This window comes from Kribbella sp. NBC_01505, assembly GCF_045040285.1.
Classification (GTDB): Bacteria; Actinomycetota; Actinomycetes; order Propionibacteriales; family Kribbellaceae; genus Kribbella.
On record NZ_CP109425.1, the window covers coordinates 1,335,127 to 1,349,821 of the forward strand.

Here is a 14,695-nt window from a genome sequence, read left to right on the forward strand (position 1 = left end):
ATCCACACCAGCACCAACGGTCTGACGGCAACGGGAGACGCACCCTCCCCCAGCGGCTCCCGACTCCATGTGGAGTCGGCGACGATCGGCTACGACAAGCGCGTCATCTCCCGGGAACTGTCGGTGGCGATCCCCGACCAGTCGTTCACAGTGATCGTGGGTCCGAACGCGTGCGGCAAGTCCACCCTGCTGCGCGGGCTGTCCCGGCTGTTGAAGCCGTCGGCCGGGCAGGTCGTTCTCGATGGCGCCGACATCAACTCCTTCAAGACCAAGGAGGTGGCCCGGCGGGTCGGACTGCTACCGCAGAGCTCCATCGCCCCCGACGGCATCACCGTGGCCGACCTGGTGGCCCGGGGCCGGTATCCGCATCAAGGGTTCGCCCGGCAGTGGACCGAGGCCGACGAGCAGGCCGTACTGCGGGCGATGGACCAAACGACGGTCACCGACCTGTCCGGCCGGCTGGTGGACGAGCTGTCGGGTGGTCAGCGCCAGCGGGTGTGGGTGGCCATGGCGCTCGCGCAGCACACCGACATCATGCTGCTCGACGAACCGACCACCTTCCTCGACATCACTCATCAGATCGAGCTGATGGAGCTGTTCACCGACCTGCACCACGTCGGCCACACTCTGGTCGCCGTGCTGCACGATCTGAACCATGCCGCCCGCTACGGCACCCACCTGATCGCCATGAAAGACGGCCATGTCGTCGCCGAAGGCCCGCCGGCCGAGATCGTGACCGCCGACCTCGTGCACGAGGTCTTCGGACTCCGCTGCCTCGTCGTGCCCGATCCGGTCGCCGGTACGCCGTCTGTCGTGCCTCTGGGCCGCGAACGCCCACGGGCGGCGCCCACCACCGACCCGAAATAACTCGAGAGAAGTGAGTGTGCGCGTGGAGTTGACGGCGAGCCAGCGAGGCAACTGGGTGGCACGGAGCCTTGCACCCGAGTCCTCGGTCTTCAGCGCAGGCCAACTGATCTGGCTGGACGGACAGATCGACCCGGCCGCATTCGCATCCTCAGTCAGTACTGCCTTCTCGGAAACCGATGCACTGCGGGTCCGCTTCGGCGACAACGACAGCATCCCTTTCCAGTACGTCGACAATGCCACCACACTGTCGACCCAGATCGTCGATGCGGGCCACGGCGACGATCAGATCCGCGGCGTCGCCCGCGAACAACTCGTCGCAGCCGCGGAACCGACCACATCGTCAACCCTGGTCCGTCGCGAGGACGGTACCTGGGCCTGGATCCTCGTCACTAACATCCTCCTCGTCGACGGCTACAGCATCTCTCTCTTCATCCGCCGCGTCGCCGAGCTCTACTCCGGCGATCCAGTCCCGGACCGCTGGTTCGGCAACCTGCAAAACCTCCTGAGCACCAACACCGAAGAAAACGACGACTCATACTGGAGCGGCATCCTCGGAATCGAGACCGCCGGCCACGCGGAGAACCTTTCCGAGGTCTTCGTCTCCTCAAGCCAACCAGTCGTTGTTCCGACACCTGACGACACCTATTCCAAGGTTCAGCAGTTCGCACGCACCGCAAGGGTTTCCTGGACCGACTCCCTGATCGCCCTCTGGGGCGTCTACACCGCTCTGGTCGACCGCCGCGACTACCTGGCAATCCGCGTCCCCCTCATGCTGCGCGACGACCGCGAAGCACTGAAAACACCCAGCGCGCTCTCAAGAGCGCTCCCGGTCGCCACCGAGATCAGCCCTTACCAGACCCTCGTGGATGTCATTAAGGTCGTCGCGGACCAGCTGAAGACTTCGCGACGTCACACCACCGTCGAAGACCACCAGATCGCGCGTTCCTGGCCGAGCGGCCAAGCGTCGTACCTCGCACTCCCCACCATCAACATCAGGCTCTTCGAATCAACGCCGCTCCTCGGCAACAGCGAAACGATCAGCACCGGCCCCGTCGGATCACTCGACCTCGCCATCTACCGCAGCCCGGAAACCGGACTCCGCCTAGAGCTCTCCGCAGGCTCCACCACCAACGACCCGAACCTGCACGCCCAGCAGTTCAGCCACTTCCTCAACACCGTCCTTGACGGGTCCCCCGCCCAGACCCTGCACGAGTTGAGTACGGGATTCACGCCCGATCCGTCATGGCTGCAAGGCGAGACGCTTGATGTTCCCGGCGCGACTGTTGATGAGCTAGTACGTCGGCAGGTGGCAGCCAGCCCGGATGTAGCCGCGGTCGCCGCCGACGACGGCACCGAACTCACCTACGGCCAGTTCGACGCACGAGTCAACGCCCTCGCCCACCTCCTCATCGAACAGGGCGTGCAGGTCGGCGACCGAGTCGCAGTCGCCATGACACGCTCGATCGACCTGGTGGTAGCACTTGCCGCAGTACTGCGGTCCGGCGCGGCCTACGTACCAATCGATCCGGCCTACCCCACCGAACGCATCAACCACATCCTCGGCGACGCCACACCCAGCGTGGTCATCACGGACCGATACATCACCGAAGTACAGGAACGCCTTGCCACCGGGGAGAAAACAGCCCCCGTTCTAGCGCGGCAGTTGAACGACCTCGACGCTGCCGTCGTGATCTTCACATCCGGTACGACGGGAAACCCGAAGGGCGTCGTCCTCACCCACCGCGCAGTCGCGAACCGCCTCGCCTGGGGACAACGAGTACTGGACTACAAACCAGGCGATGTAGCGCTGTCGAAAAGCGGCATCGGCTTCGTCGACGCCATGACCGAACTGTTCGGGCCGATGATCGCCGGCACCCGCATCGTGGTCGTGCCCACGGAAACCGCACAAGACCCGACCGGCCTGCTCGACACGATCGCCCGACATCGCGTCACCCATCTACTGACTGTCCCCAGCCTGGCCGACGTCCTCGTTCGGCACGACGACGCCGCAGCAACGCTGGCCTCGGTCCGGTACTGGATCTCTTCTGGTGAACCGCTAACCCAGAGCACGGCGAACACGATGCGAATCGCCGCACCACAAGCAGAACTGCTCAACTTCTACGGCTCTACCGAGGTCACCGGCGACGCAACCGCGGCCAGCATCACCGACACCAAGAACACCCCGATCGGTGCACCGGTGGCGAATACGACTGCGCGCGTTCTTGACGCGTGGCTGCGCCCAGTGCCGGCCGGAGCGACAGGAGAGCTCTACCTCGGCGGAGTACAACTCGCCGACGGGTACGTCGCACGCCCCGGCCTGACCGCCGACCGCTTCGTCGCCGACCCGTTCGGCGACGACGGCGCACGGCTGTATCGCACCGGCGACGTGGTGCGGCAGAACGCCCAAGGGCAATTGGAGTACCTCGGCCGCAGCGACGACCAAGTCAAAATCCGCGGCTACCGGATCGAACCCGGCGAAATCCGCGCAGTCCTCGAGCAGCATCCAGCGGTATCGGGTGCGGCAATCGCCGCTCTGGACCACCCGGCCGGCGGCAAATACCTCGCGGCCTACGTCACCACGACCAGCACCGAGGATCCGACGCTGTTCGACGTACTGCGCGAGCACCTCGTCAAGTCGCTGCCGGACTATATGGTCCCCACGACATTCACCCAGCTGGACCGATTCCCCGTGACAGCCAACGGGAAACTCGACCGCCGCGCTCTGCCGCAACCAGACCTGACCGCAGGCGCAACCGATGGCCGACCCCCCGAAACCGCCACCGAGATCGCCCTCGCCGCCATCTTCCGCGACGTACTGAACCTCGACAGCGACCTCGGCGTCGACAGCGACTTCTTCCACCTCGGCGGACACTCCTTACTGGCAACACGAGTCGTCGCACGCGCCAACGCACAAGTCGGCACCGTATTGACACTGCGCGATGTCTTCGACCACCCCCGCATCCATCAACTGGCTCACCTCGCCGACAACACCACCGCAACCACCGGGACCCGGGTCGGCGACCTACCGCGCCCCGACGTACTCCCCGTCTCCTACGGACAACAAGCACTCTGGCTGATCGATCAGTTGGGTGGGCCCGGTGGCCGGTATGTGGTGCCGGTCGTACTGCGTTTGTCCGGGGAGCTCGATCCCGACGCTCTGCTCATGGCGGTCCGGGATGTCGTTTCGCGTCACGAGGCACTGCGCACCCTCTTGGTGGAGAAAGACGGCACGCTCCGCCAGGTCGTCGTACAGGCCAAGGAAGCGGCCGACCGGCTCTCGCTTCTCGTTGAGGAGGTGGATGCGGCCGGCGTGGATGCGCGGGTGCGCGCGGTGGTGCAGGCCGGGTTCGATCTCGCCGTCGATCTCCCGATCCGGGTCGCGCTGCTCCGCGCTGACGACTGGGTGCTCGTTGTCGCGGTACATCACCACGCAGTGGATGAATGGTCGTTCCCGTCGCTGCTGGGCGACCTGTCGACCGCATATCAGGCGCGAGCCGCGGGGCAGGAGCCTGGCTGGCAGCCGTTGCGGGCGCAGTATGCGGACTACGCGATCTGGCAACGCGACGTCCTGGGTACGGCGTCGGATCCGGAGTCACTGCTTTCCCAGCATCTGGCCTATTGGCGTGACGTCCTCGCGGATGCGCCCGCGGAGTCCACGATCACTCCGGACCGGGCCCGACCGGTGGCGCCGACCCACCGCGGTGCGGATCTACGGTTCACCATCGATCCACAGGTGGCGACCGGCCTGCGACAGGCAGCCGATGAGCAGGGCGTGTCCATGTTCATGACGCTTCAGGCCGCTACCGCGTTGACCGTCTCGGCGCTGGGCGCCGGCGCGGACGTGGTGATCGGTTCACCGGTCGGCGGACGGACCGAGGACGGCCTGGAAGACCTGGTCGGATACTTCGTGAACACACTGCCGATCCGCCATCGGTTCCACGCCAGTGACTCGATCGCCGACGTACTGCAGAACACCAAACGAACGATCCTCGGCGGGTTCGAGCATCAGGCCGCGCCCTTCGAAGAGATCACCCGTGCGCTGGGCACCGAGCGATCCGTCGGCCGTAACCCCCTCTTCCAGCTGATGCTCACCCACCGCGTCATCGACAGCCGCCGCGGAGGCCTGCAGATCGGGAATGTCGAGACGACGGTGACTCCCGCGGCGGTCGGCGCGGTCAAGACCGATCTCGACCTCGACATCTTCGATTCGCTCACCGAGCTGAGCGGGAAACTCGCTTACGCGACCGACCTGTTCGAAAGCGTTACGGCTGAGCGGTTTATTGCCGTCTTCAAGTCGGTGCTGGAGGCAATCGCTGCTGGTCCGGAGGCGCGGGTCGGTGATCTGGACCTGTTGCTCGCACCGGAGTTGCAGCAACTCGATGCGTGGTCTTGTGGTGAGACGCTTGATGTTCCCGAGACGACGCTTGATGAACTCGTACGCCGGCAGGCGGCGGCGAGCCCGGACGTGGTCGCCGTCATCGCTGATGACGGCAGTGAACTGACCTACGGCGGCTTCGACGCGCGGGTCAACGCCCTCGCCCACCTCCTCGTTGCGGAGGGCGTGCAGGTCGGAGATCGGGTCGCGGTCGCACTGCCTCGCTCGGCCGACTTGGTGGTCGCCTTGGCCGCGGTGATCCGTGCCGGGGCGGCGTATGTGCCGATCGACCCCGACTATCCCGCTGAACGCGTCAAGCACATCCTCGCGGACGCCGAACCACGTGCGGTGATCGCAGACCGGCGTACCGCCGAGGTGCACGTGCTCACCGAGCATCCGGTACGCATCCTGCTCATCGACGACGAATTCGTGCAGCAACGCCTCGATGCCGGCGTGATCGAGCCACCGCAGTACTCCCGTCCGCTGCTTCCGACGGACGCGGCGTACGTGATCTTCACCTCCGGCACCACCGGACGTCCCAAAGGCGTGCAGATCAACCACCAGGCGATCGTCAATCGCCTGTGGTGGATGCGTGACGACTACCGGATCGGTGCAGCGGATCGGGTGCTGTTGAAGACCCCGTTCACGTTCGACGTGTCGGTGTGGGAGTTCTTCTTGCCGCTGGTGACCGGCGCAGCGGTGGTCGTGGCGCAGGACGGCGGCCACAAGGATCCCCAATATCTGCTCGAGGTGATTGACCGTCGCGCGGTGACGATCACCCACTTCGTGCCGTCGATGCTGCAGGCCTTCCTCACCTCGAACCCCGACCGGACGTCGGTGGCTTCGGTACGGCGTGTGTTCTGCTCCGGCGAGGCATTGCCCGTGGCACCGGCGGCCGGTGCCGTTGCGCTGTTCGGGAACGCCGAGCTGCACAACCTCTATGGGCCGACGGAAGCGGCCGTGGATGTGACCGCTCACCCGGTGGTTCAGGCCGAGCTTGTCGATGCGGCGGGAGTGCCGATCGGAGTGCCGGTGGCGAATACGACGACGCGTGTTCTTGATGCCTGGTTGCGTCCGGTGCCGGTCGGCGTGGCAGGTGAGCTCTATCTGGGCGGCGTGCAACTCGCAGATGGATATGTAGCTCGCGCGGGCCTGACCGCTAGCCGCTTTGTGGCCGATCCGTTCAGTGCCGCCGGCGCACGGTTGTATCGCACGGGTGATGTGGTGCAGTGGAACGCCCAGGGACAGTTGGAGTACCTCGGCCGTAGCGACGATCAGGTGAAGATCCGCGGCTACCGGATCGAGCTCGGCGAAATCCGCGCGGTCCTCGAGCAGCATCCAGACGTCTCGGGTGCGGCGGTCGTCACCTTGGACCACTCGGCCGGCGGACAGTACCTCGCGGCCTACGTCACCAGCACCGCGGACGCCGGGGACGCAGTGCTCTTCGACGCACTACGCGAGCACCTCGCACAGTCGCTGCCGGACTACATGGTGCCCGCCACGTTCATCCGTCTGGACCGATTCCCCGTTACGGCTAACGGGAAGCTGGATCGCCGCGCGTTGCCGCAACCGGACCTGGCGGCAGCTGCGGCCGACGGCCGGCCACCGGAAACCGACACCGAGATCGCCCTCGCCGGCATCTTCCGCGACGTCCTTCAGCTCGGCGGCGACACCGACCTCGGCGTGGACAGCGACTTCTTCCGCATCGGTGGCGACAGCATTTCCGCGGCACGACTCGTTGCCTACGGCCGTGAGCACGACCTGACGTTCAGACTGCCTGATGTGTTCGTGCAGCGCACTATCGGCGCCCTCGCTGCGCTGCTTGCGCCGTCGACGCCCGGCGCCAGTTCGGCCGAGCCGGTTCTTGTTCCGACCTCTGCTGCCCTCGAGCGCTTACGCGAGGCGGACACCGCACCCGACGAGTACGTCTTTACTGAGCTCATCAGCTTGCCCGCGCAGTCGACGAGCGAATCGGTCGTCTCGTCCTTCCGCTCACTCGTCGCCACCACGGACGCGCTTCGCCTATCAGTTGACGCCACCAGCCGACGGCTCTGGTTTACCTATCTCCTGCCGGCAGAGACAGTCCAGCCCCAGACTGTGGAGTTGACGGCCGAGACCAACCTCAGGTCGGCCGCCGTTGACCTCATTGACATCTCGGCCGGCCGCCCGGCTGCTCTCGCCTATACACAGACGGCTGCAGTGCTCGCCGTCCACGCGGGAACCGTCGACCGCGCCTCGCTGCATCGTCTGGCCGAGGCGCTGTCCGGCGGAGTAGAGGTGTCCCGCCTACCGCTCGTCCCTGCGCTCGAAGCCATCGAAGCAGCCGGCGACTCGGTCGCCACGGACAGCCTCGATCGCTGGAAGAACCTGCTCGCCCAAGCGCAGACGACCGACGAACCGACCTTTGCCTCTGGCAACGTCTCCAGGTTCCGCTGGGAGAGCTCCCTGACCGAGGACGTCGTCAGCAAGGCCATCCGCAGCGCGCTCCGCTCAACCGGAATCGCACGACTGATCGGCGGCGTGCTCGACGAGGAGGTCCCGCTGACTGCCGACACGATGGCAGTCGGCCCGTTGACCGCAACATCCGCCATCGCTCTCGACGAAGCTGAGCCGGCCAGAACCGCCGAGCTGGCGCTGCTGCGCTATCACAACAAGGCCGGACGCAGGGCCTTGCGGCGGGCGCCCTCCCCCGCGGTGATCCTCACGCGGATCTATGGGCCGGACGGCGGGTCGTCAGCCCCAGAAGGCACCGAGCAGCTGTATCGCGCGGTGATCCGATATCACCTTGCCCCGGACACGACGACCATCACGTTCCTCGGCTTCGCGGACAACGTGGTGACCGAGCTCCGAGAGGCTCTGACAGCCGAGCTTCGTTAGGTTAGGCAATGCTAAGGTTTTGACATGCCGCGCCGCGCCCGCCCCACCGTCGTACACAGCATTGTCCTGCGGGAGCTGGAGGTGGCGCGGGTTGTCGATGTCACTCCCGGGTTGCGCCGGGTGACGCTGACCGGTGATCAGCTGGGATCGTTCACCGACAGCGACGGTACTGCGTTCCCCGCGTTCGTCAGCCGCGGTTTCGACGACAGTGTCCGGTTGATCTTCCCGCACCCCGGCGAGAGCGAACCCGTGCTCCCGGTCTACAAGGACGGCAAGTACAGGTGGCCGTCCGACCCGCCGGCGCTGTGGCGGGTCTACACGGTGCGACGGTACGACGCGCAGGCTCGCGAGCTCGACATCGACTTCGTGAAGCATGGTGTGGGCGTCGCGACCACGTGGGCGTACCGGACGAATCCCGGCGATCGCCTCCACGTCGGGGGACCGTCGGTCTCGACCGGGTGGCCTGAGGGGTACGACCGGTATCTCATTGCCGGTGACGACACGGCCATCCCGGCGATCGACCGGTTGCTCGAGGAGCTGCCTGCCGAAGCACAGGCCGAGATCTACATCGAGGTGGCTGAGGAGTCGCACCGGATCGAGCTCCCGGAACGCCCCGGTGTCGAGGTGACCTGGGTCGTGCGGCAGGGACAAGCACCCGGTACGACGCCGTTGCTGCTGCAGGCAGTCCGCGAGGCCGGCCGGCCCGAGGGCTCGATGTTCGCCTGGCTCGCCGGGGAACAGGCCGTCGTCCGTGATCTGCGGCGGCACCTCATTGAAGAGCGCGGTGTCGACAAGTCCGACATCGACTTCACCGGCTACTGGCGGCGTGCAGAGGTGGTGGCGTCGGACGACGACCCCGCCATGCCGGACCTCGAGCGCAACGGCGAGGCCTTCGAGAAATTCCACGAGATGTCCGAGTTGCTTCCGCCGCTCGCCATTCGGGCGGCCGCGAATCTCGGGATCGCCGACTGCATCAGCCGCGGAGCGCGCACCCTCCCCGCGCTCGCCCAGCACACCGGCGCGAACGAACGCTCGCTGGCGAAGTTCTTGCGATACCTCCAGGCGCTCGCACTCCTGGAACAGGTTGGCGACGAATACAAGCTCAGCGAGACCGGCGAGTTTCTGACCGACGAGTCCGTGCTCGATCATCTGGTCTCCAGCGGGGTCGACTTCCGCATGACACAGGCCTTCTACGGCGTTGAAGCGGCGGTCCGCGACGATCGTCCGGTGCTGGAGTCGGTGACCGGCACAGATTGGGACGCCCTCCGCGGCGATGCGACCTTTGAGCACAAGCGTTTGGAGAACAAGTCCCGGTTCGCGCAGGTCCTCGCCGACCCGCTCGCGAAGGCACCCGTGCTCGAGGGCGTCGGCTCGGTAGTCCTCCACGCACCTGGTGCCGGGGTCCACGCCGACTACCTCACTGCGGCGCATCCGGAAGCGCGGGTGACCATCGTGGCGCTCCCGACCGCGGCGGACTGGTTCCGCCGGGACCTTCCGCTCAGCATCGCGGATGCGACGAGACGTGGCCGGATCCGGATCGTCGAGCAGTCGGTGTTCGAGAAGACCGAGCCTGCGGACGCCGTACTGATCCTCGACACGCTCGGGCAGCATCGGGACGCGGAGGCGAGGCTCATTCTTCAGCGGGCCGCAGCGAGCCTGAGCCCCGGTGGCCGGGTGCTGTTGGTGGAGGACACCTTCGATCCCGCCGAGCTGGACGAACACGACGCAGAGCGCGACATCCTGCAGTTGGCGCTTCATGGATCTGGGTACCGCACCGAGGACGAACTCCAGGCAGTCATTGCCGGCGCTGGATTGATCGTGATCGCGAAGTCACTCGTGGGGTGGGGCAATACGTTGCGAGTACTGGCACCCCTGACCTGACGACGCTGGTGTGTGGTGCGGTCTTCGACCGCACCACACACCTACCGCAGTGTCAGGAAGCCACTTCTTCACCGGCTTGCAGCTTCTCGATGACCTCGACCCAATGCCCGAGTCTCGAGTCCTCGGCCAGGGTGATGAAGTCGATCCGGTCCACTCCCGCGGTACGCCACCGCTCCACCAGATCCATCAGCCGCACCGAGTCCATCCCTTGGTCGCGAAGGCTCAGTTCGTAGTCGATCTCCGTGGGCTGGATGTACAGCACATCGGCGACATCGGCGATCAACTGCTCGGTGGTGAGACTCATCAGAACTCCTCGTTCATTGCTTGTTGATAGTTCCAGTTCGCTGTCAGACGCCTGCGATCAGCACTTCTTCGCCGCTGTACGGCCGTAGGCCGTCGGTCCGGTCCGCGAAGTAGCGATCGGCCAGGCCTGCTGCCGAGACGTACTCGGCGTCAGCGAAGCCTGCTTGCCGCACCAGTTCGCTGATCTGTTCCGGGGTGTAGAAGCTGATGAACGGCGTACCGGCCCGCCGGGCACCCTCTCGTGAGGCTCGCCGAATCTGTACGTCCTCGGGCAACAGATCCTCGAGGTGACGGAAGAACGTGAGAATCAGCGAGGAGCCGGCCGGCAGACTCGCCACCTGCTTGAGGGTCGCCGCCGTGGCCTCTTCGGTCAGGTACATGGTGACGCCCAGCCAGGACACCACCGCGGGGCGCGAGGTATCGAATCCCGCTGCCTGCAGTCGCTCCCACCAGTCGTCACTCGCTTCGAAATCGACCGGTACCAAGCGCAACCGCTCCGGGATGTCGAGGCCGAGCTCGAGCAACCGGCTCCGCTTCCAGGCCTGCGTCTCCGGCTGGTCGATCTCGAAAACGGTCACGGTGGAGCCCGCATCGCAATGACGCTGAGCGTACGAGTCCAAGCCCGCGCCCAGAATCACGTACTGATCCACGCCGCGGCTCGCGGCCTCGGCCACCAGGTCCTCGGTCAACCGCGCCCGCCCGACAACCGTGGCCCGCTTTCCGCGGGAGGCGTCCGGCACCATGTCTCCGCGCTCGCGCCAGCCGTCCTCGCCCGCCAGCCGAGCACCCACCTCGTCCTCGAGGACGTACGGCGGCTCGTCCACCTGTGTGTGCAAGGCGCGCCACAATGCGGTCCGTACCGCCGTGTTGTCCGGCGTTCCCGTCATGAGCCAGTCCTTCCTAGCTTGTTGTTCATGCTCCGTCCGGCCTCCCACGCTCGCCACAGCCCGCCGTACACGCCGCCGGCGGCGACCAGTTCGTCATGTGTTCCGCTCTCGATGATCCGGCCGTGCTCCATGACGACGACCCGGTCGCAGGTCGCGGCTTGGGAGAGGCGATGCGCGATCACCAACCCGGTGCGCCCACGCAAAGCAGCCTCGGCGGCGCTGTCCAGCAACCCCGCATGGGTGGAGCCCGCCTCGGCGGTCGCCTCGTCGAGGATCGCCAGTTCCGGGTCGGCGAGCAGTAGCCGGGCGAGGGCGAGCTGTTGAGCCTGTGCGTCGGTGAGCGAATGTCCGCCGGTGCCGATCATCGTGTTGAGACCGTCCGGCAGCAGGTCGAGCAGACCGGCTGCCCCGGTGGCGTCCAGCGCCGCGTGGATGTCGTCGTCGGTGGCGCTGGGGGCCGCAAGCGTGAGGTTGTCCCGCAGGGTGCCGGCGAACACGTGCGTCTCTTGGGTGATCAACGTCGTCCGGCCGGGCTGTGCCACCGTCCCGGCGTCGGGTAGATGGATGCCGGCGATAACGGCGGCCAGCGTCGTCTTTCCGGCCCCGGACGCACCGACCACAGCGATGCGCTGACCGATGGGAATGTCGAGAGTGAGGTTGTCGAACAGGCGAGGGCCGTCGCCGTAGCTGAATCCGACCTCGTGCAGCCGTACGGCGGTGTCCGTGCCCGCGGTCGCTGCCGGCTCGCCCGCTTCCTCCGGGATGGTGGCGACCCCGATCATGCGGCTGAGCGAGGCCAGGGCCGACTGCAGGTCGTCGACGACGAACACCAGCTGGTTGATCGGGCCGAGCAGACGCAGGACAAGCAGCATCGCGGCGGTGGCACCGCCGACAGTGGATGCGTCCGCCTCGATCAGGAAGAAGCCGACGACGAGGACGGTGGCCAGGCTCAGACATTCGCCGAGGTTCAGGCGGATGCTGAGCAAGACCTGCACGGCCCGCGCGCGAAGCGTCCACACCGCGACGCCCCAGGACGCAGCCATCACGGTGCGATGCCGCTGCTCGGTGAGTCCGAGCCCGAGGACGGTGGCGTAGCCGCGCTGGGACTCGAGGATCTGCTGCGCCCGGGCACTCATCGCCGCGCGTTCGGCGCCGTACACCCGCGGGCCGATCCGGAGGTACCAGCGCATGACGAGTACGTAGACCGGCAGTACGACGGCGAACGCGGCGGCGTACGGCCATTCCAGCGCAGCAAGCCCGCCCAGCGACACGACGATGGTGAACCCGGTGACGGTGAGCGCAGGTATCACCGCAGGGGCGGCATCAGCGACCGCAGTGACGTCGTCGCTGGTCCGGGAGATCAGGTCGCCGGTCCCGGCGCGTTCGACGAGATGCTGCGGAAGCGTCATGGCACGACCCACGAGCTGTTCGCGCAACGCGGCGAGGATGGTGTGGTAGACGCGAGTGGCAAGCACGATCGTCACCGCGGTGCCGGCCGCGCCGAGAGCTGCCGAGAGCGCCATGACGCCCGTGACCGTCAGGACGGTGCCGAGGTCGGCGGTGCCTGCCCGCACCCGGTCGACGAGGAATCCGACGATCAGCGGCGGGATCACATTGGCGCCGGTGCTGACGATTCCCAGTGCTCCGACCAGGGCGAGCCGGAGCCGATGCCCGCGACTGAAGCGCCATACCTCTCTGGCCGTCTCCCTGCCGCCCGCGACCGGCAGTGTTGTCCCGCTCACCGCGTTGTCCTTGCGGGCGCCAGTGCGTGCTCGACCAAGTCGACTACGCGGTCGCAGCTGGCCAGCAACGCGGGAGACGACGTGATCAGCAACGTCGAACGGCCCGTGCGGATATCGCGCAACCGCTCCGCGATCGTGTGCTCGGTGACCGAGTCGACCGCCGTGGTCGGGTCGTGCAATACGAGCACCGGCGCGTTGCTCGCCAGGGCGCGGGCAAGCGCAAGTCGCTGGAGCTGGCCGCCGGAGAGGCGATTGCCGTCCTCGCCGACCGGGAGGTCGAGATCGGCGGCGAAATCGCCGCATGCCGCAGCTCGCACCGCAGCTGTCACCAGCTCGGGTGAGCCGCCGGTGGCGATGAGATTGTCGCGGATCGTTCCGCTGAACAGCATGACCCGGTGCGGCGTGAAGGTGACCCGGGAGCGGTACTCCTGGGCAGTCAACTCCCCGGCAGCGATCCCGTTCAGTCGCACTGCGACCTCGCCGCCAGGCCCGCTCGGATCCAGCAGCGCGTCCGCGAGGCGGGCAGCAGTCAGGTCGTCGGCGCGCACTCCCACGAGCTCACCGGGCTCCACCCGGATCGTCGCGCTGGGCGTGGACACCTCCAGCACCGGTAGCTGCGGAATCTCCGGCCGGGTCGCTTCGTCAGGCTCGGGCGCCCCGGCGTTGTCGGTCTTCAGTACGTCGAGGACGCGCGCGGACGAGGCGCGAGCTCCGGCGAGGTTGGGGATGGAATCGTTCGCGATCGACTGGATCTGCGGCAGCAGCGCCTGAGCGAGACCGACGGCGGCAATCAGCTCGCCGATGCTCAGCTGCCCGTCAACGGCGAACCAGCCCGCCAGTCCCATCACCGCGGCAACGAAGATGCCGGTGACCACACCGGAGCCCATCAGAAACCTTCCCAGCAATCCCGCATTACGCTTGGCACCGACCAGCGTCTCTTGGCTTGCCTGCCGGTATCTTCTGGTCGCCTCGGTCTCAGCGCGGATCCCCTTGACCACCCGGTATCCGGCCACGACATCCGTGGCCAGTCCGACGGTGGTGGCCAGAAGCCCCTGGTACTTGCGGGTGTCCCGAGACAGCCGCTCGCTGAGCAGGCCCATCAACCACACCGCCAACGGTGCCCCCACCAACACCGCAAGCCCGAGCAGCCAGTGCGTCGTCAGCAGGGATACGGCGATGAAGCTGATGGTGACGATCCGCGCGATCGGCATGATCACGAGCTGAACCCCGTTGGCCAGGCGGCCGACGTCGTTGGTCATCACCGAGACGACGCCACCGTCCGGCGCGTGGGCGCCGCCGCCGACCGGATGCAGTACGACGGTCGAGAGGGTGCTCCGGATGCGGTGCTGCAGCAGTTGCACCGCATACGCGGTCAGTTGGGTGGCAAACTTCGCTGCCACGGTCAACCCGACGTACAAGGCCACTAGTGCGCCGATCCACAGCACCAACTGCCCCGCATCCCCGGTTGCCAACGCCCGGTCGATCGCGAGACCCATCACCACTGGAACCGCCGCCTCGCCCACCTGCCAGACGGTCGCTGCCAGCGCCGCAGGAACGGTGATCCGGCGTACGGAGAAGATCACGCGCAGCAGAAATCGACCGGCCGTAGTCCCCGCGCCGGCCTCGAACGGCTGGACGTCGGGTGGGTCGGAGTCCAGGCGGTTGGGTGAGATGGGCGGCGGCACGTTGCAAGGTTAGCCTAACCTTCATTAGTGTGGCTCGACTGGTCTCAAGAGAAGTGGGTGTGCCTCCGTTGACGGCTT

The 14,695-nt window shown here is 66.7% G+C and carries 7 protein-coding genes; 3 read left to right on the forward strand and 4 right to left on the reverse strand.

The features are described from left to right. From OG474_RS05975 to OG474_RS05985, 3 genes are read left to right on the forward strand one after another with little or no spacing between them, the layout of a single operon-like run. Complete coding sequence (locus OG474_RS05975) at positions 1 to 867, forward strand: ABC transporter ATP-binding protein (RefSeq protein WP_405064545.1); 867 nt, start codon at positions 1 to 3, stop codon at positions 865 to 867. Between the two features lie 22 nt (positions 868 to 889). Next, positions 890 to 8,119, forward strand: coding sequence for an amino acid adenylation domain-containing protein (locus tag OG474_RS05980; RefSeq protein WP_405064546.1), 7,230 nt, complete (start codon positions 890 to 892; stop codon positions 8,117 to 8,119). 24 nt (positions 8,120 to 8,143) lie between these two features. Further along, positions 8,144 to 10,000: an SIP domain-containing protein gene (locus OG474_RS05985; RefSeq protein WP_405061191.1), complete on the forward strand. Its 1,857-nt coding sequence runs from the start codon at positions 8,144 to 8,146 to the stop codon at positions 9,998 to 10,000. A gap of 52 nt (positions 10,001 to 10,052) precedes the next feature. On the opposite strand, the gene OG474_RS05990 is transcribed toward OG474_RS05985, so the two are convergent. Genes OG474_RS05990 through OG474_RS06005 form a run of 4 tightly spaced genes read right to left on the reverse strand, consistent with a single transcriptional unit; the run spans position 10,053 to position 14,617 of the window. Further along, a complete protein-coding gene (locus OG474_RS05990; RefSeq protein ID WP_405061192.1) occupies positions 10,053 to 10,304 on the reverse strand; it encodes a phosphopantetheine-binding protein in 252 nt (83 codons plus the stop codon). 43 nt (positions 10,305 to 10,347) lie between these two features. After that, positions 10,348 to 11,190, reverse strand: coding sequence for a class I SAM-dependent methyltransferase (locus tag OG474_RS05995; RefSeq protein ID WP_405061193.1), 843 nt, complete (start codon positions 11,188 to 11,190; stop codon positions 10,348 to 10,350). Continuing rightward, complete coding sequence (locus OG474_RS06000; RefSeq protein WP_405061194.1) at positions 11,187 to 12,932, reverse strand: ABC transporter ATP-binding protein; 1,746 nt, start codon at positions 12,930 to 12,932, stop codon at positions 11,187 to 11,189. Before OG474_RS06000 ends, OG474_RS05995 begins: the two co-directional genes overlap by 4 nt. After that, positions 12,929 to 14,617 (reverse strand): ABC transporter ATP-binding protein, encoded by a 1,689-nt coding sequence (locus OG474_RS06005; protein WP_405061195.1) that lies wholly within the window; start codon positions 14,615 to 14,617, stop codon positions 12,929 to 12,931. The genes OG474_RS06000 and OG474_RS06005 overlap by 4 nt, the downstream gene beginning before the upstream one ends. Between the last annotated feature and the right edge of the window lie 78 nt (positions 14,618 to 14,695).

Bases quoted from the DNA above. Each gene is read 5' to 3' on its own strand.
- OG474_RS05985 (WP_405061191.1), top strand. From the start codon at position 8,144: ATGCCGCGCCGCGCCCGCCCCACCGTCGTACACAGCATTGTCCTGCGG.
- OG474_RS05990 (WP_405061192.1), bottom strand. From the start codon at position 10,304: ATGAGTCTCACCACCGAGCAGTTGATCGCCGATGTCGCCGATGTGCTG.
- OG474_RS05995 (WP_405061193.1), bottom strand. From the start codon at position 11,190: ATGACGGGAACGCCGGACAACACGGCGGTACGGACCGCATTGTGGCGC.